General features: G+C 39.8%; 17 protein-coding genes. 3 read left to right on the top strand and 14 right to left on the bottom strand.

The features are described 5' to 3' along the window. Positions 1-9 precede the first annotated feature (9 nt). The 5 genes from PBF_RS00095 to spxA form a co-directional block, all read right to left on the bottom strand. Positions 10-606, bottom strand: coding sequence for a hypothetical protein (locus PBF_RS00095; RefSeq protein WP_035325476.1), 597 nt, complete (start codon positions 604-606; stop codon positions 10-12). Positions 607-937: 331 nt separating this feature from the next. Further along, positions 938-1,408: a hypothetical protein gene (locus PBF_RS00090; protein WP_035325474.1), complete on the bottom strand. Its 471-nt coding sequence runs from the start codon at positions 1,406-1,408 to the stop codon at positions 938-940. 469 nt (positions 1,409-1,877) lie between these two features. Then, on the bottom strand, positions 1,878-2,207 hold the full coding sequence (locus PBF_RS00080; RefSeq protein ID WP_035325469.1) for an IDEAL domain-containing protein: 330 nt from the start codon (positions 2,205-2,207) through the stop codon (positions 1,878-1,880). Positions 2,208-2,291: 84 nt separating this feature from the next. Beyond that, positions 2,292-2,705, bottom strand: coding sequence for an RrF2 family transcriptional regulator (locus PBF_RS00075; protein WP_035325467.1), 414 nt, complete (start codon positions 2,703-2,705; stop codon positions 2,292-2,294). Between the two features lie 84 nt (positions 2,706-2,789). Continuing rightward, positions 2,790-3,185: a transcriptional regulator SpxA gene (gene spxA, locus PBF_RS00070; protein WP_009335456.1), complete on the bottom strand. Its 396-nt coding sequence runs from the start codon at positions 3,183-3,185 to the stop codon at positions 2,790-2,792. A gap of 226 nt (positions 3,186-3,411) precedes the next feature. On the opposite strand from spxA, the gene PBF_RS00065 reads away from it, so the two are divergent. Further along, positions 3,412-4,845: a PLP-dependent aminotransferase family protein gene (locus PBF_RS00065; RefSeq protein ID WP_035325464.1), complete on the top strand. Its 1,434-nt coding sequence runs from the start codon at positions 3,412-3,414 to the stop codon at positions 4,843-4,845. Between the two features lie 39 nt (positions 4,846-4,884). Here PBF_RS00065 and PBF_RS00060 read toward each other — a convergent pair whose 3' ends face one another. From PBF_RS00060 to PBF_RS00025, 8 genes are all read right to left on the bottom strand, one after another. After that, entirely contained in the window at positions 4,885-5,325 is a 441-nt protein-coding gene (locus PBF_RS00060) for a GNAT family N-acetyltransferase (protein ID WP_035325462.1), read from the bottom strand. A gap of 107 nt (positions 5,326-5,432) precedes the next feature. Continuing rightward, the gene (locus PBF_RS00055; RefSeq protein WP_035325459.1) at positions 5,433-6,173 is read right to left on the bottom strand and encodes an ABC transporter permease; all 741 of its coding nucleotides are present in this window, start codon (positions 6,171-6,173) and stop codon (positions 5,433-5,435) included. Then, complete coding sequence (locus PBF_RS00050) at positions 6,170-7,081, bottom strand: ABC transporter ATP-binding protein (RefSeq protein WP_035325458.1); 912 nt, start codon at positions 7,079-7,081, stop codon at positions 6,170-6,172. The genes PBF_RS00055 and PBF_RS00050 overlap by 4 nt, the downstream gene beginning before the upstream one ends. Positions 7,082-7,099: 18 nt before the next feature. Further along, positions 7,100-7,513, bottom strand: coding sequence for a DUF3021 domain-containing protein (locus PBF_RS00045; RefSeq protein WP_035325456.1), 414 nt, complete (start codon positions 7,511-7,513; stop codon positions 7,100-7,102). Further along, positions 7,510-7,968 carry a LytTR family DNA-binding domain-containing protein gene (locus PBF_RS00040; RefSeq protein ID WP_035325455.1) on the bottom strand — a complete coding sequence of 153 codons (459 nt, stop codon included), beginning with the start codon at positions 7,966-7,968 and terminating at the stop codon, positions 7,510-7,512. The genes PBF_RS00045 and PBF_RS00040 overlap by 4 nt, the downstream gene beginning before the upstream one ends. Before the next feature lie 183 nt (positions 7,969-8,151). Continuing rightward, positions 8,152-8,589 carry a YfmQ family protein gene (locus PBF_RS00035; protein WP_035325453.1) on the bottom strand — a complete coding sequence of 146 codons (438 nt, stop codon included), beginning with the start codon at positions 8,587-8,589 and terminating at the stop codon, positions 8,152-8,154. Positions 8,590-8,611: 22 nt separating this feature from the next. Then, positions 8,612-8,803, bottom strand: a complete 192-nt coding sequence (locus tag PBF_RS00030) for a hypothetical protein (protein ID WP_035325451.1) — start codon at positions 8,801-8,803, stop codon at positions 8,612-8,614. 151 nt (positions 8,804-8,954) lie between these two features. Further along, positions 8,955-9,353: a hypothetical protein gene (locus PBF_RS00025; RefSeq protein WP_035326566.1), complete on the bottom strand. Its 399-nt coding sequence runs from the start codon at positions 9,351-9,353 to the stop codon at positions 8,955-8,957. A gap of 160 nt (positions 9,354-9,513) precedes the next feature. Here PBF_RS00025 and PBF_RS00020 point away from each other — a divergent pair, with 160 nt between their 5' ends. Beyond that, positions 9,514-9,990 (top strand): VanZ family protein, encoded by a 477-nt coding sequence (locus PBF_RS00020; protein WP_035325449.1) that lies wholly within the window; start codon positions 9,514-9,516, stop codon positions 9,988-9,990. Between the two features lie 37 nt (positions 9,991-10,027). Here PBF_RS00020 and PBF_RS00015 read toward each other — a convergent pair whose 3' ends face one another. Then, positions 10,028-11,479 carry a serine hydrolase domain-containing protein gene (locus tag PBF_RS00015; protein ID WP_035325447.1) on the bottom strand — a complete coding sequence of 484 codons (1,452 nt, stop codon included), beginning with the start codon at positions 11,477-11,479 and terminating at the stop codon, positions 10,028-10,030. A 393-nt stretch (positions 11,480-11,872) separates the two neighbouring features. Here PBF_RS00015 and PBF_RS00005 point away from each other — a divergent pair, with 393 nt between their 5' ends. Then, complete coding sequence (locus PBF_RS00005; RefSeq protein ID WP_035325444.1) at positions 11,873-12,484, top strand: cupin domain-containing protein; 612 nt, start codon at positions 11,873-11,875, stop codon at positions 12,482-12,484. Positions 12,485-12,612 lie beyond the last annotated feature (128 nt).

Raw genomic sequence — 12,612 nt, 5'->3', positions numbered from 1 at the left:
GGGTATTAGTTAATTCCTATCTGTTTTTTCAAGGGCATCTGAATAATAATTATCTATAATCAGCATGGGTTCTTGTATAGATTCCAGGAGCCTTTCTATATCGACAGACTCCTTTTCTGCCTCTTTGCTGACATTTCGATACACAGTAATAACTGCATCCATTTTTTCTTTTTCTTCATCACTTATCCGATATGACCGGTTTCCCAGAAACTTAATAGTCATGCCATCTATAAACATATCAACGCGAAACAAACTATATTGAAGCAAATTCCAGTCATCGATCCCATCCTCCATACGTAAAGTGGATATACGGGACAAATAGGAGTAAATACTCCTGCTCTCACTGCTGACAACCCGCCATGAGTCAAACAATTCGGCTCCCTTTTCATCCTCTTGCTCAATAGGTATCTGTGTGAAGTCCTCCAGCCTTTCAGCCAAATTCTCTCCAATTGCAGATATAGTCCGCAAATGCTGATAATTTTGTTCCTGACTTTGCTTCATATGGTTTCTGTAATCGAGATTTATAAAAGTGCTATATACAAAATAGGAAAATAATAATGTTACCATAATTCTCTTTATATACTTTTTCGTATTCCTCTTCGCCATGGAATCCTCCTCTGTAACTGCTGTTTGTCAAAAATAAAAAGCTGCCCTCTGGCAGCTTAACTAATTGGCAAAATTGATTATCACTGCTCCCCAATAAAGAAAACTCATAGTTAGAGAAACGAATGCAAATGCTGCTATTGCTTTTGGCAATTTACCATATGTATGGATCCATGCACACCCCATTACAATGTGAATAATAGCAAAAAGGATTAGGTCCATTTTTCCACCTCTTTTTTAAATGGTATCATTAATAAAAATGGAAAGTAACCCCAATCCAATAAAAAAAGCCGTCCCTACCCGAAGAACGACTTATCAGAACAATCGACTATTCTTACCATTTCAGTATGGAGGCATCCATAAGATACACGCCACCCATAAACAGAATCCAGATGAAAACTGGCAAACATAAAGATATCAAAGCATTTCTCCAGCCGCCGATTTGTTTACGGCGTAAAACAATATCCGTAACAAAAAATAATACAGATGCAGCTAAACTTAATCCAAGCAAAATTAACCCAAAGAGCAAGTGAAGTAATAATGAAATATAAAATTCCAATTTCCTGTTTGTATGATTCGAAAAAAATAAGGATATGCAGTCACTAATGACGGAAGTTACTGTGCCATAAACCAAAATGACCGGGAAGCTGTACAGAAGATAGAAGGGAATGGACAACATAACTCCCTGAAAATAATCGCCAGCTGAATTAACTTCTCCGGCAAACGGATCCGCTGCAATCAGACCTAACATAGCGGCGAACAGCGACCCTGTTATGGATGCAGCTATTATTTTTCTTGCCAGCATTTGACTGATATTGTATTTGATATAAAATCATTCCTTTTAATAAAATTGCACGATTACTCACATGCGACCTTTCACCAAATATAAAAAGTAACAAAAACCATAAAAAATGAAACAGCTAAATTTAGATACCCATACTGTATTCTGCCTTTTATAAACTCATCCGTCCCCATCACCATCATAAACAAGCTTAACAAAAACAAATTAAAGGGCATCCACTCAAAGTTATGAGAAATTAACATATAAAGTGCTAACGTAATAATAACAACAGACAAAACTATTCGAAGTATTTTTATCAAAGACTATCCCCCCAATCAGCCGATACGCGATATTAAAACTTGGAATAATATATTCGAAATCCAAGCTCTAATCCCTCTTCAAATGGTATTTTTATGGGAATAACTACAAAATAAAAACAAAGTGCCTGCATCCACCTGCTGATAAGCAGACTGACACAGGCACTTCCCCGGATTTATTTAACATCCTTCACTAGCTCTCTCATTGAGTTCAGCTTCGAGGTCAATTCAAAGAACCATTCTTCATCTCCCGTGGAAAGAGCAAGATCAATCAGAAAATGAATCTGTTCCTTGTTGGCCACTTTCACAGCCGGCATTTTCTTAACCTGTTTGCTCTGCAGCGGAATGATTTTGCCTTCAATGGTTTTATTATCACTCGAAATCACCTTTGTCTTAATGATACCTTCTTCAAGGTTCTCGATATAGCCAATGACCAGTTCCCCTTCACGGGATTTCCCCTTAATCCAATCTCCGGTTTTTAAAATGGCATTGTGGTTGGACATCATTTTATTCACCTTCTTCGAAGAGTTTTTTAAAACTGTAACATTTTTTATTACATTTTAGCTAACGGAAAGCCTGGAAGCTCCCAGTTATTTTTCTTTATGGATGAGATCAACAATATCTTTTAAGGTATAGTGCTTCAAATATTCACCCAAATGTTCCTCTGCACCTAAAAAGATGCTGATCAGAACTCTTTGCATATTCGCACCCACTACACACGCTTCATTTGAATCCGGACACTTTGGCTGAAGTGCACCTTCAGATGTAATCTTATAAATATCCCAAAGATTCACTTCACTTAAATCCCGGGCAAAAATAAATCCGCCGCCCGTTCCCTCTTTTGATTTGATAAATCCATGTTTTTTTAATAAACTCAGGACTTTTCGGATGCGGACCGGATGGACACCTGCACTTTCAGAAATCGCATCGCTCGTTGACATGCGATCCAGCTGCAGAGCGAGATAAGTTAGACTGTGAATGGCAAGGGTAAAATCGCTATTCATGGCCGGCCTCCTATATTTCTGATACTGTACTGTAAGACTAAGTGTTACAGAATGACTTGTCAAGAATTTACAGACTGGCGCTGTCTAGTTAGCCAATCTTTGCAGTTCATTGTATGAAAACGTACGAAACTTCCGAGGAAGGAAGCTGCGGATTTCATCCTCGTTAAAGCCTACCTGCAGTCTTTTTTCATCCAGTATAATCGGTCTGCGGAGCATTTGCGGGTTATCAATAATTAATTGATATAACTCTTTCAGCGGCATTGAATCAATATTCACGTTCAGCTCCTGGTAAGCTTTTGATTTAGTTGAAATAATCTCCTCGGTCCCATTCTCAGTAAGACGAAGAATCGATTTAATTTCATCGACTGTAAGCGGATCGGTTACAATATTCCGTTCGACATAATCAATTTGATGCTCCTCAAGCCACGCACGTGCTTTCCGGCAGGAACCGCAGCTTGATGATAAGAATAGATTCACCATATTAAAACACTCCCTCTATTGTATTTGTCTTTATAAAAATGTAATAATAAAAATTACAGTTAATACAACATTAATTTACATTCATTTATACTATAGGATATACTGTAATAATAATATTTACAGTTATAAAAGTCAACATGAACTTTTACTCAATCCTCCAGCCGATAATTTTTTTAAGAGCTGATATAATATTACATAACTCATTTTTTATAAAAGGATGTTTCAATTGGATTGGAAACCTGATAGAAAATCAAAAACACCTATTTATAAACAGCTGGCGATGTATATAGAAAACGGAATAGCAGATGGCACCTTCCCCCCAGACAAACCGCTGCCCTCAGAAAGAGGATTAGCAAAACAGTTTGATATCAATAGAAGCACGGTTGTTGCTGCATATGATGAACTGGAGTCAAACGGAATCGTTAAACGAAATCGGGGAAGCGGTACGATGGTCAGCAAGGATATTTGGGGAATGGCAAAAAGACGTATTCCAAGCTGGAACCGGTATATTGAAGCAGGCTCCTTTTTGCCCAACTTGCCCGTCACACAAAGGATCCATAAAGAACTGGCAGAAACAAAACTGATCAACCTGGCCAGCGGGGAACTCTCTCAGGACCTCTTTCCTCTAGCTTCGCTAAGAGAGATTACTTCCAATCGCTCTTTTATCGGGACACTGGGATATGATCACCCGCAGGGAAATGAAATCCTGAGAAATACACTGGCTGATCATGTAAAAGAGTTCCGGGACATCGATACCAGTCCTTCTTCCATACTTATTACATCCGGTGCCCAGCAGGCCCTGCACCTTGTCGTCCAATGCCTCTTAAAACCGGGGGACTCTGTTGCCATCGAGGATCCCTCTTATCACTACAGCCTGCCAATCTTTAAATCAGCCGGAGTCAAAACTTATTATTTAAAGACAGGCAAGGATGGAATAAATCCTGATGATATTATAGCCTTATATAAAAAGCATCGAATTAAGATGATCTTTTTAAATCCTATTTTTCAGAACCCTACAGGAACATTGCTTCCTGAAGAAAGCCGCAGAAAAATCCTTGAATTGTCCTCTGAATACGGGATTCCGGTGGTGGAAGATGATCCTTACAGCCTAACACCCTTTACCGGTGAAAAAATGAAGACACTCAAATCCATGGACCGCCACGGCATTGTTTTATATATAAGCTCTCTGACCAAAATTGTCGCTTCCGGGCTTAGAATCGGCTGGATCATTGGACCCAGATCGGTAATTGAGCGGTTATCAGATGCCAAGCAGCAGGTCGATTTCGGCCATGGAAGCTATTCACAATGGATTGCGAATGATTTTATTGAGTCCGCAGGTTTTGAGTCACATTTAAAATTTCTGACCAGGCAATTGGAACAGCGGAGAAATCAAATTGTTTCAAGTCTGGATTATTTCCTGAAAGACCATGTGGATTTCAGCATACCGCGGGGTGGAATTCATCTTTGGTGCCGGATCAAAAAAGAGCACAATGAAAATCAGCTGCTTGAAGAATCAATAAAGCAGGGTGTCATATATGTTCCAGGAACAACCATGGGATCTCAGAAAGGGTTCGTTCGTTTTACGTTTGGCAGGGAAAATGAAGAAAATATCCGAGAGGGGATTAAGCGGTTTGCTGAGGCTCTGATAAATCTCGAATAATGAAAAAAACGCCTGGTTTCAGGCGTTTTTTCATTTTCATTAAATACTTAATTCATAATGGTAAAATTGCTCATCCCGGGTAAATCCGATTTTTTCATAGAGTCTTTGTGCAGAGAAATTATCAGGAGCCGTACTCAGGCTGAGACTTACCGCCCCTGTTTGAGCAGCGAGATCTTTTGCTTTGTCTATAAGCATTTCCCCTATTCCCTGTTTTCTTGCCTCTGCATCCACATACAAGTCATTCAGAATCCAGGCCCTTTTCATAGATATAGATGAAAAAGTTGGGTAAAGCTGAGTAAACCCAAGATAATTTCCATCCTTCTTCACTACATATATGACAGAATCCTTCTTCTCCAAGCGTTCTTTTATGTACTCGGCTGCTGCTTCCACATCCGGTGCTTGTTCATAAAACACACGGTATAAATTAAATAAAGCGGAGACTCCTTCTAAATCTTTCATTGAAGCCTGATAGATTTCCATATTCATAACCACCTTTATAGCATTAATTAAGTAATTATATAAATATTAACAAATATTTGTAAACTCAATAGGTTCATGAAATGAAAAAAGCCCCAATCTCTTAGGGCTTACTTCCCGCTCCATCGAAAGAACCGAACAGCAAGTACAACAAACACAATCGCAATCCCAATCAAAACAGCAGCTTCAAACCCATATTCCGTAATGGGCGCTTCCGTCCAGGTTCCCCTCAGCAATTGAATCACATAATAAAGTGGAAGGATTTTAGCCGCATATTGCAGGACTGTCGGCATCATCTCAAGCGGAAAGGTCGCTCCTGAGAGGAACAGCATCAGATTCAGGAATAAGGAACTGATGGCTGCTGCAGACTGTGCATTTTTAGCTAAGGATGTAAGGAATAAGGCAAACGGAAAAAAAGCCAGGATGCTGATCAGCAATGAAAGCAAGGTACTTCCGATATAAGTTGGCAGAGTTAAATCATACAGAATCATTCCAAAAACAAGCAGCAGCACAGCAGATATGGCAAAGATAACGGTTCCCTGAAACGTATGAGCGGCGAGGATTTTCCATGGCTGAAGCGGAGTTGACTGGTATCTCCTTAAAACACCCGTTTCCCGGTAATTGGTTAAAACGGTTCCCAATGTAAAAAAGGAAGTGGTTACAATATTGACGCCAATCCAAGAAGGAACAAAATATTCAGCAAAAGCCTTTTGGCTCATGTTATCTCCGACAAACATGGAACCGAAAAGCCAAATCATCACAACCGGGAAAAGAAACGTCCAAAACACGCTCAGACGGTCTCTAAAGAACATTTTCGTTTCAAGGCTCGCGAGCTTTACAATTGCATTCATCCGATTTTCTCCTTTTCTAAGTACTGGACAAATAAATCATCTAGTGAGCCCTTCTCAAACTTAAAGCCCGTCAGACGTATCCCCTTTTCCTGGCAATGAGTGAGGATGTGATAAGCTGTTGTCTGCTGATCATCGCAGTACACTTTGAATTCGTCCTGTTCATGTTCCACCCGCTCAACACCAGGAAGAGAGAGTAAATATTCACGGCTAAGCTCAGCGCTATTTATGGCCAGGCAGTCAGCCACTCCTTCATTTAACAAATCACGCGGGGTGTCCAGAGCCTTCAATTGGCCGCTGTAGATCATTGCCACCCGATCACAAAGCTGCTCAGCTTCTTCCATATAGTGTGTGGTCACGACAATAGTGCTTCCCCGATCCCTTAACAGCCGGATTAATGACCACATTTCCCTCCTTGCTGAAGGATCCAGCCCCATGCTCGGTTCATCAAGAAAAAGAATCTCCGGTTCATGCAGGGTGGCTAAGGCGAGCGTTACCCGCTGTTTCCAGCCGCCGGACAGGTCATCAAATTTTACGTTCATTTTTTCTCTCAAACCAAGCAAGTCTATTAAATAATCTTTTTGCGTCGGGCCTTCATAAAAGGAAGAAAAGAGATCCAGCGCTTCTTTTACTTTCATTTTCTTCTGAATGGATGTGGCTTGAAACTGCACGCCGATTTTTTTGTTTAATTCACGCAGCTGCTTGCTTGGATTAAGACCAAGCACTTCGACATCCCCTCCGCTCGGGACAGAAATCCCCTCAAGTATTTCTAATGTTGTCGTTTTTCCTGCTCCGTTCGGTCCTATAATCCCGAAGATTTCCCCTTTATAAACGGTAAAAGAAAGATTCTTTATCGCTCGGGTGACACCAAAATTTTTAGATAAATTCTTTACAGAAATGACACTTTCCATCGGGATCCTCCTTCCATTCTATTCAATGCATTCCAAATCTTCATTTAGCTTTTTTGATACGTTTTTAAAATACAGATAAAAACCCACCCACATAATCGCATAAATTAATACCGAGATTGCCAGGTATATGAAAAAGTGGGTTACACCAAGGGGAATCCAGCCAATATAAAGACCTAAGATGAAATAGACAATTGTGACTGTCAGAAAGTGCATCGCTGTCTGCATAGGCAGGCGAAGGGAGCGAATTTCAAAATAAAGCGGAGTGACGGTAAACAGCCAGCCGCAGAATATGGAACCGAATGCATTTTTTATAAATAGCTGTCCGTCTAATGTGGATTGATTGCCAAAAGAAACTAAGGCAATTGCTGCAGCTGCAGCAATAAATCCCCCAAAGAAAATGCCGATCATGCTTCGGAACAAAAATGTCTTCACTTTGTTTCCCTCCTGTTCATTTTCAAAATTTCCTTTATCCGCCCCACATAATGACGTGAAGCATACTCCTTCTCCCCCGATTTAAAATGAACACAGAGTGTCCCGTTAAAAGATGGCTCAAAGTGACTCATGGCGTAAAGGTTCGCTATGACTGACTTGGATATCCTGATAAACCGGTGGGAAGGGAGGGATTGTTCAAGTTCATATAGTTTTTCTTTCACCCTAAAAATACCTTCTGAAGTAGCAGCTGTCACTGAGTCACCTTCTGAACGGAAATAGTTGACTTCATCAGGCTTAATTAAGTGCTGATTTTCGCCATCTTTTCCTACAATCAGGCCGGTCTCATTCTTCTTAAGATACTCGAGGATTTCCTGAATAGCCGGGGTGATTTCTTTGCAATGGATTGTCACCGAGGTTTCTTCGTTGCGCGAATCGATGTCAAGCAAGATTTTCATGAAGGGCGCTCCTCCTTTCCATCAGCTTTATAAATTTAGTATAGATGGCTAATTTCCAATTGTCACCAGAATTAAGGCAACACGCAGGATCAGCATGGTAAGCTGCAGTTAATTACATCCCTCCTGCAGACATAAAAAAGCCTAGATCACCAAGGATCTAAGCGTTCATTTGATATTCTTAGTTTAACTCGCCTTGATTGCCAGCGAACTGTTTTGAAGGCTATCAGAAATCAGGCTGTATGCGATAACCTTTTTCCTGCGCTGTTTAACCACATCAATACGGTCCTTATAACTAAATATGAACAGCTTGTCATCTCTGTCCAGAAACTCGATAACTATCGGGGTTCCACAGATCTCCGGCTGTAAAAAAAGCTGTTCGTTCCCAGGATGGATATAATGTTTCTTAATAAATATTCCTTCATTGAACTGATTGATAATCTGGAGTTTCTCCTTATCTTCCAGCCTATGATCACCAATTGTGACTGTAACCTCTTTCTCATCAAGCCTGGAATGAGTTTCAAATTTCCGGATCAGCCAATTAACCGTGCCGGTCGGCATACAGGTCAGCACGATTTTCAGCAGACTAACGAGAATAATAGGTACCAATACTGCCCATGTCATCTTTCTTCATCTCCATCTGTATTTAAATCCGCCAAATATAAACTCCGAGAGAAGCTAACCCGATAAAAATTATAACCACATATATTAAGGTTAAATTGGTTGTGTTCCGTTTTGTTGAACTTCCATAGTTCTCATCAGCCTTGCCTGTCAGCAGCAAAGTCGAAACCACAGCAAAAATTAAGATAATTAGAACCAGCCCAAGCATTATTCCCATGCTGCGCACCTCTTCTTTTACATATTAATAAACTTCTTTAACTAAATAATACCGTAAACCAGCCAATAGATAACCATCCAATTCGATATAAAATTAACCATCCACTTTCCATATGAAAATGCCGCTCCCTGCTTAAAATGGGTATGGCATACTATTCTAAACGGCTCCTCTTTAAATCTATAAACCCCGCCTTTTCACCTGCTTTTCCTTTTTCATCCCATACAATGAAAAAAAGAAGTTCGTCTTTCTGGTCATAATAACCACAATCACTGCACGTCCAATAATAATTTCCATTATTATCGAAATCCGGATAGCCCCCTTCATAATCATCCGGGAAAATTCTATAATCTGCATGCTCAACGGTACCTGATCCTTTATAGCGGATTTTTATGGAGTAACTTCCTTCAAGACCAGCCTGCTTAGCATTAATTTCAACTGACCAATCCCCATTTTGACCACTATAACGAACTGTTTTGGTTTTAAATAATACTTCATAAATGGTAAAAATCAGGACTATCACTAAGAATAACCATATAATTTTCTTTTTCACAATAAACACCTCTGTATAAGAGATGTCCCTGCCTTCCAAAATATGACTATAAGGTTTTTCTATAAAATACATCCCCATTTCACCTGGCAGTATATTTTCAAAGTAAAATCTGAACAAATGATGTTATCATTATCAAAGACTATTATAAGCGGGGATAATAATGAAAAAGATAATAAGGTTGATCATGGGAATTAGCTTTCTTACTTACTTATGTGCCTTAACTGTATTACTGTTCTTTATATCGAGAGGATTCTGGTCAGACATGCCGTTAATCGACTATATGAAGCAATCCTCAAACCTCGTGCCCTTTAAAACTATTAATGGGTATCTATTGGCTATGACCAATGGAAGCATGAATCTAATCATTCCAATAAAAAACCTTGCCGGAAATGTGGCTGCTTTTCTGCCAATGGGAATTTTTCTGCCCTATTATTTTAGAAGGCTAAGCAGCCTTAAGTCATTTACAATTACCATGACTGTCATGATTCTTAGTGTGGAAATTATACAGCTGGTCACAAGACGAGGCAGTTTAGATATTGACGACTTTATTCTAAATCTTATTGGAGCGTTAATAGGACTGGGATTAAGGAAAGCGATGACAGATCGGAAAGTAAGGAAAAATGCTGTGAGCGTATAATAAATGCCTGTCTAACTGGTTTAGACAGGCATTTTCATTACCTTCTTTTTTTAAGAATTAATCTAATCAGCAGCAGTCCATTTATGGCCAGCATAATTACTGCCAAAATCGTTAAAAGGGCAATATCTGGCGCAAAGACAGTGATGGAATGCCAAGGAGAAGATGTGCTATATGTGAAAAGAGGGACTAGTGCTGCCGACAGACCAATAAAAAGCATCCCTAAGAAAAGTCCCATTCCCTTTTTTAAAAACTTCCGGGTTTTGAATCTTTTCCATAAATAGATTGCAAGAATTAACAGCAGCAATACACATCCCAGCGTAATGTATTGTATGGTCAAACTATGATTAGGTACTTTTTCAGGCTCCTCGCCATTTAATAGACTAATAATATGATCCTTCAGATAGTAAAGCCCATCTTCCTCTAAAATATGATTTTTATTTGTCAGAATCACACCGCCCCAGCCGGTTTCCGGAATATAAAAGACTTCTGCATGCGAATCAGGGGTAGAACCAGAATGCCAGATCATTTCTTTGGGAGTATCCGGGCCTGATATGCGGATTCCTAAACCATAATATCGGTCTTCTCCTGTTTGAACCTGCGGCGTCTTAAATAAATCCAAAGTTTTATCACTGATAAAATGATCCGGCCCTTTCCCGCTCAATAATTTTACAAATTGAACCATATCTGCAGAACTGGCTGTAATGTATCCGTAAGGTGCCCCGGCATCATCATAAGCTACAGAACTTTTCACCGGCATCCCAAACCAGGATTGATAACCGCTGAGGTATCCATTTTTATAAGATCTCTCCTTATTGGCTGCAGCATTTTTCATCCCTAAAGGCTGAAAAATCTGCTGTTCCATATACTCTGCATAAGACATTCCTGTTAGTTCTTCAAGCATCGCACCCAGGATTAAGAAATTAGCATTACTGTATTGATGTTTCCCACCAGGTGCAGCAGTCAGTTCAACTTCTGACAATTTCTTGACTTGATTCTTAATAGCATTCCTGCCTGTTAACTCTTTATCAGATAGTGCAAGCCCGTCATAGGTGCTGAACCTGCTTGTCTGCGCGAGCAATTGCTCCACTGTGATTTCGGCAGCTTTCCCATTGTTCAGTTTAAACCAGGGAAGATATTCTTGAATGCTGGCTTCCAGGCGGATGGTTCCATTATCAGCTAATTTCATAATGGCCATTCCCGTTAATGATTTGCTTATGGAGCCAATCGTAAAAGGAGTTTGTTCTGTAACCTCCTCCTCTGATTCTCCAGTAACTCCCCATGATTCAGAAAAAAATAGTTCATTATTATGGACGATGGCAACTGAAGCCCCTGGAACTTGATATTCTACCAGGTAATCCTTAATTGCCTTCTCAATTTTTGCTTCGATGCCTTCTTCAGCTGAAGCCGAAGTTTCAGGCAAAAAACTAAATGAAGTGAACAAGTAAAGAACCAATAATATCTTTAATAAACTGGACTGCGAGAATGCCATATAACCTCTCCCTCTACAAATGTTCTTGATTTCACCTTACCTGTATTTGGAAAGGTCTATAATGAGCCTCAGCTTTATTTTCAAATAGGACTTGAGACGTAAAAGAAGATCGGATTCTTTTCATCAAGATGGATCATATAGGAAATAATGCAGGTTAATTGCGGAATGATGGAGGGTACACACAGGGCAGGCAAACAAATAACAAAGTTTGCCTATAGAATCATTGAATTTATTGACTATTTCATAACAGCTGCGAACCTTACTGCCTTTTTTCTTCATTTATTGCTCTCCTTCTTTTTCAAAAACAAACTCGTTATTCAGGTACATGCACTGATTTTGGGCATATGCATACTTTATCTGAGACATTCATTTTCCCAAAAGGACTGAGCAGCAATGGTAAAATATTTGGATTACACCTCTCCGTCTTTCAATTACTTTTTTGATGTGAATAAAAGTAATCTGATGAAAAAAGATAACCGAAACTTTATAAATGTGTTGGGCATTCAGCAATTAAACACGCTGGAAGATGTCTCGCTTCTTGACATCTATCTAAGCAAAAATAATGTAATAGAACCTCATTATCACCAAAACGCTGCTGAATTGGTTTATTGCATTTCCGGAGCTGCAACGGTTTCATTGCTTAATCCATTTACAAAACAAATTCAGAACTATTACATTACACCTGGGCAAGTAGCCAATGTCCCTCAGGGCTGGTGGCATTATGAGGTAGCTAATACCGACAGCACTCATCTGCTGGCCATCTTTAATGCTCCTGTTCCGGAAGTAATCCTGGGATCTGACATTCTCAAATTAACGCCTTCAAATATAATGGCGCACACTTATTGTATGGATGAAAAGCAATGGAATAAGACCGTAGCACCTGTCCAGCCTTCAACCTTTATCGGCCCGGCAAAAGACTGCAGCAGAAATGCTCATAGCCCTGAACCAAACCAGCAATATCAATACACCCAGCGATATTTCCCTCATCACATGTATTATTATTGATGGTTTCACAGGCATGGAATTACCATGCCTGCCTTCTTAGATCCTCTCAGCATATACAAGTCTTCCGCTTAATCCCGACCCGGCTTTTCGATTCGACCTTCCCAATATATTCCTTAGCCAAAGGCACT

The organism is Cytobacillus firmus DS1, assembly GCF_000565285.1.
Classification (GTDB): domain Bacteria; phylum Bacillota; class Bacilli; order Bacillales; family Cytobacillaceae; genus Cytobacillus; species Cytobacillus firmus_A.
Note: the sequence above shows the minus strand (reverse complement) of the source record. Positions and strands in the feature narration are given on the sequence as shown.

What these genes read in the sequence shown, in the direction of transcription:
- PBF_RS00095 (WP_035325476.1), bottom strand. Translation starts at nt 606, where the DNA reads ATGGCGAAGAGGAATACGAAAAAGTATATAAAGAGAATTATGGTAACA.
- PBF_RS00090 (WP_035325474.1), bottom strand. Translation starts at nt 1,408, where the DNA reads ATGCTGGCAAGAAAAATAATAGCTGCATCCATAACAGGGTCGCTGTTC.
- PBF_RS00080 (WP_035325469.1), bottom strand. Translation starts at nt 2,207, where the DNA reads ATGATGTCCAACCACAATGCCATTTTAAAAACCGGAGATTGGATTAAG.
- PBF_RS00075 (WP_035325467.1), bottom strand. Translation starts at nt 2,705, where the DNA reads ATGAATAGCGATTTTACCCTTGCCATTCACAGTCTAACTTATCTCGCT.
- spxA (WP_009335456.1), bottom strand. Translation starts at nt 3,185, where the DNA reads ATGGTGAATCTATTCTTATCATCAAGCTGCGGTTCCTGCCGGAAAGCA.
- PBF_RS00060 (WP_035325462.1), bottom strand. Translation starts at nt 5,325, where the DNA reads ATGGAAATCTATCAGGCTTCAATGAAAGATTTAGAAGGAGTCTCCGCT.
- PBF_RS00055 (WP_035325459.1), bottom strand. Translation starts at nt 6,173, where the DNA reads ATGAATGCAATTGTAAAGCTCGCGAGCCTTGAAACGAAAATGTTCTTT.
- PBF_RS00050 (WP_035325458.1), bottom strand. Translation starts at nt 7,081, where the DNA reads ATGGAAAGTGTCATTTCTGTAAAGAATTTATCTAAAAATTTTGGTGTC.
- PBF_RS00040 (WP_035325455.1), bottom strand. Translation starts at nt 7,968, where the DNA reads ATGAAAATCTTGCTTGACATCGATTCGCGCAACGAAGAAACCTCGGTG.
- PBF_RS00035 (WP_035325453.1), bottom strand. Translation starts at nt 8,589, where the DNA reads ATGACATGGGCAGTATTGGTACCTATTATTCTCGTTAGTCTGCTGAAA.
- PBF_RS00030 (WP_035325451.1), bottom strand. Translation starts at nt 8,803, where the DNA reads ATGGGAATAATGCTTGGGCTGGTTCTAATTATCTTAATTTTTGCTGTG.
- PBF_RS00020 (WP_035325449.1), top strand. Translation starts at nt 9,514, where the DNA reads ATGAAAAAGATAATAAGGTTGATCATGGGAATTAGCTTTCTTACTTAC.
- PBF_RS00015 (WP_035325447.1), bottom strand. Translation starts at nt 11,479, where the DNA reads ATGGCATTCTCGCAGTCCAGTTTATTAAAGATATTATTGGTTCTTTAC.
- PBF_RS00005 (WP_035325444.1), top strand. Translation starts at nt 11,873, where the DNA reads ATGGTAAAATATTTGGATTACACCTCTCCGTCTTTCAATTACTTTTTT.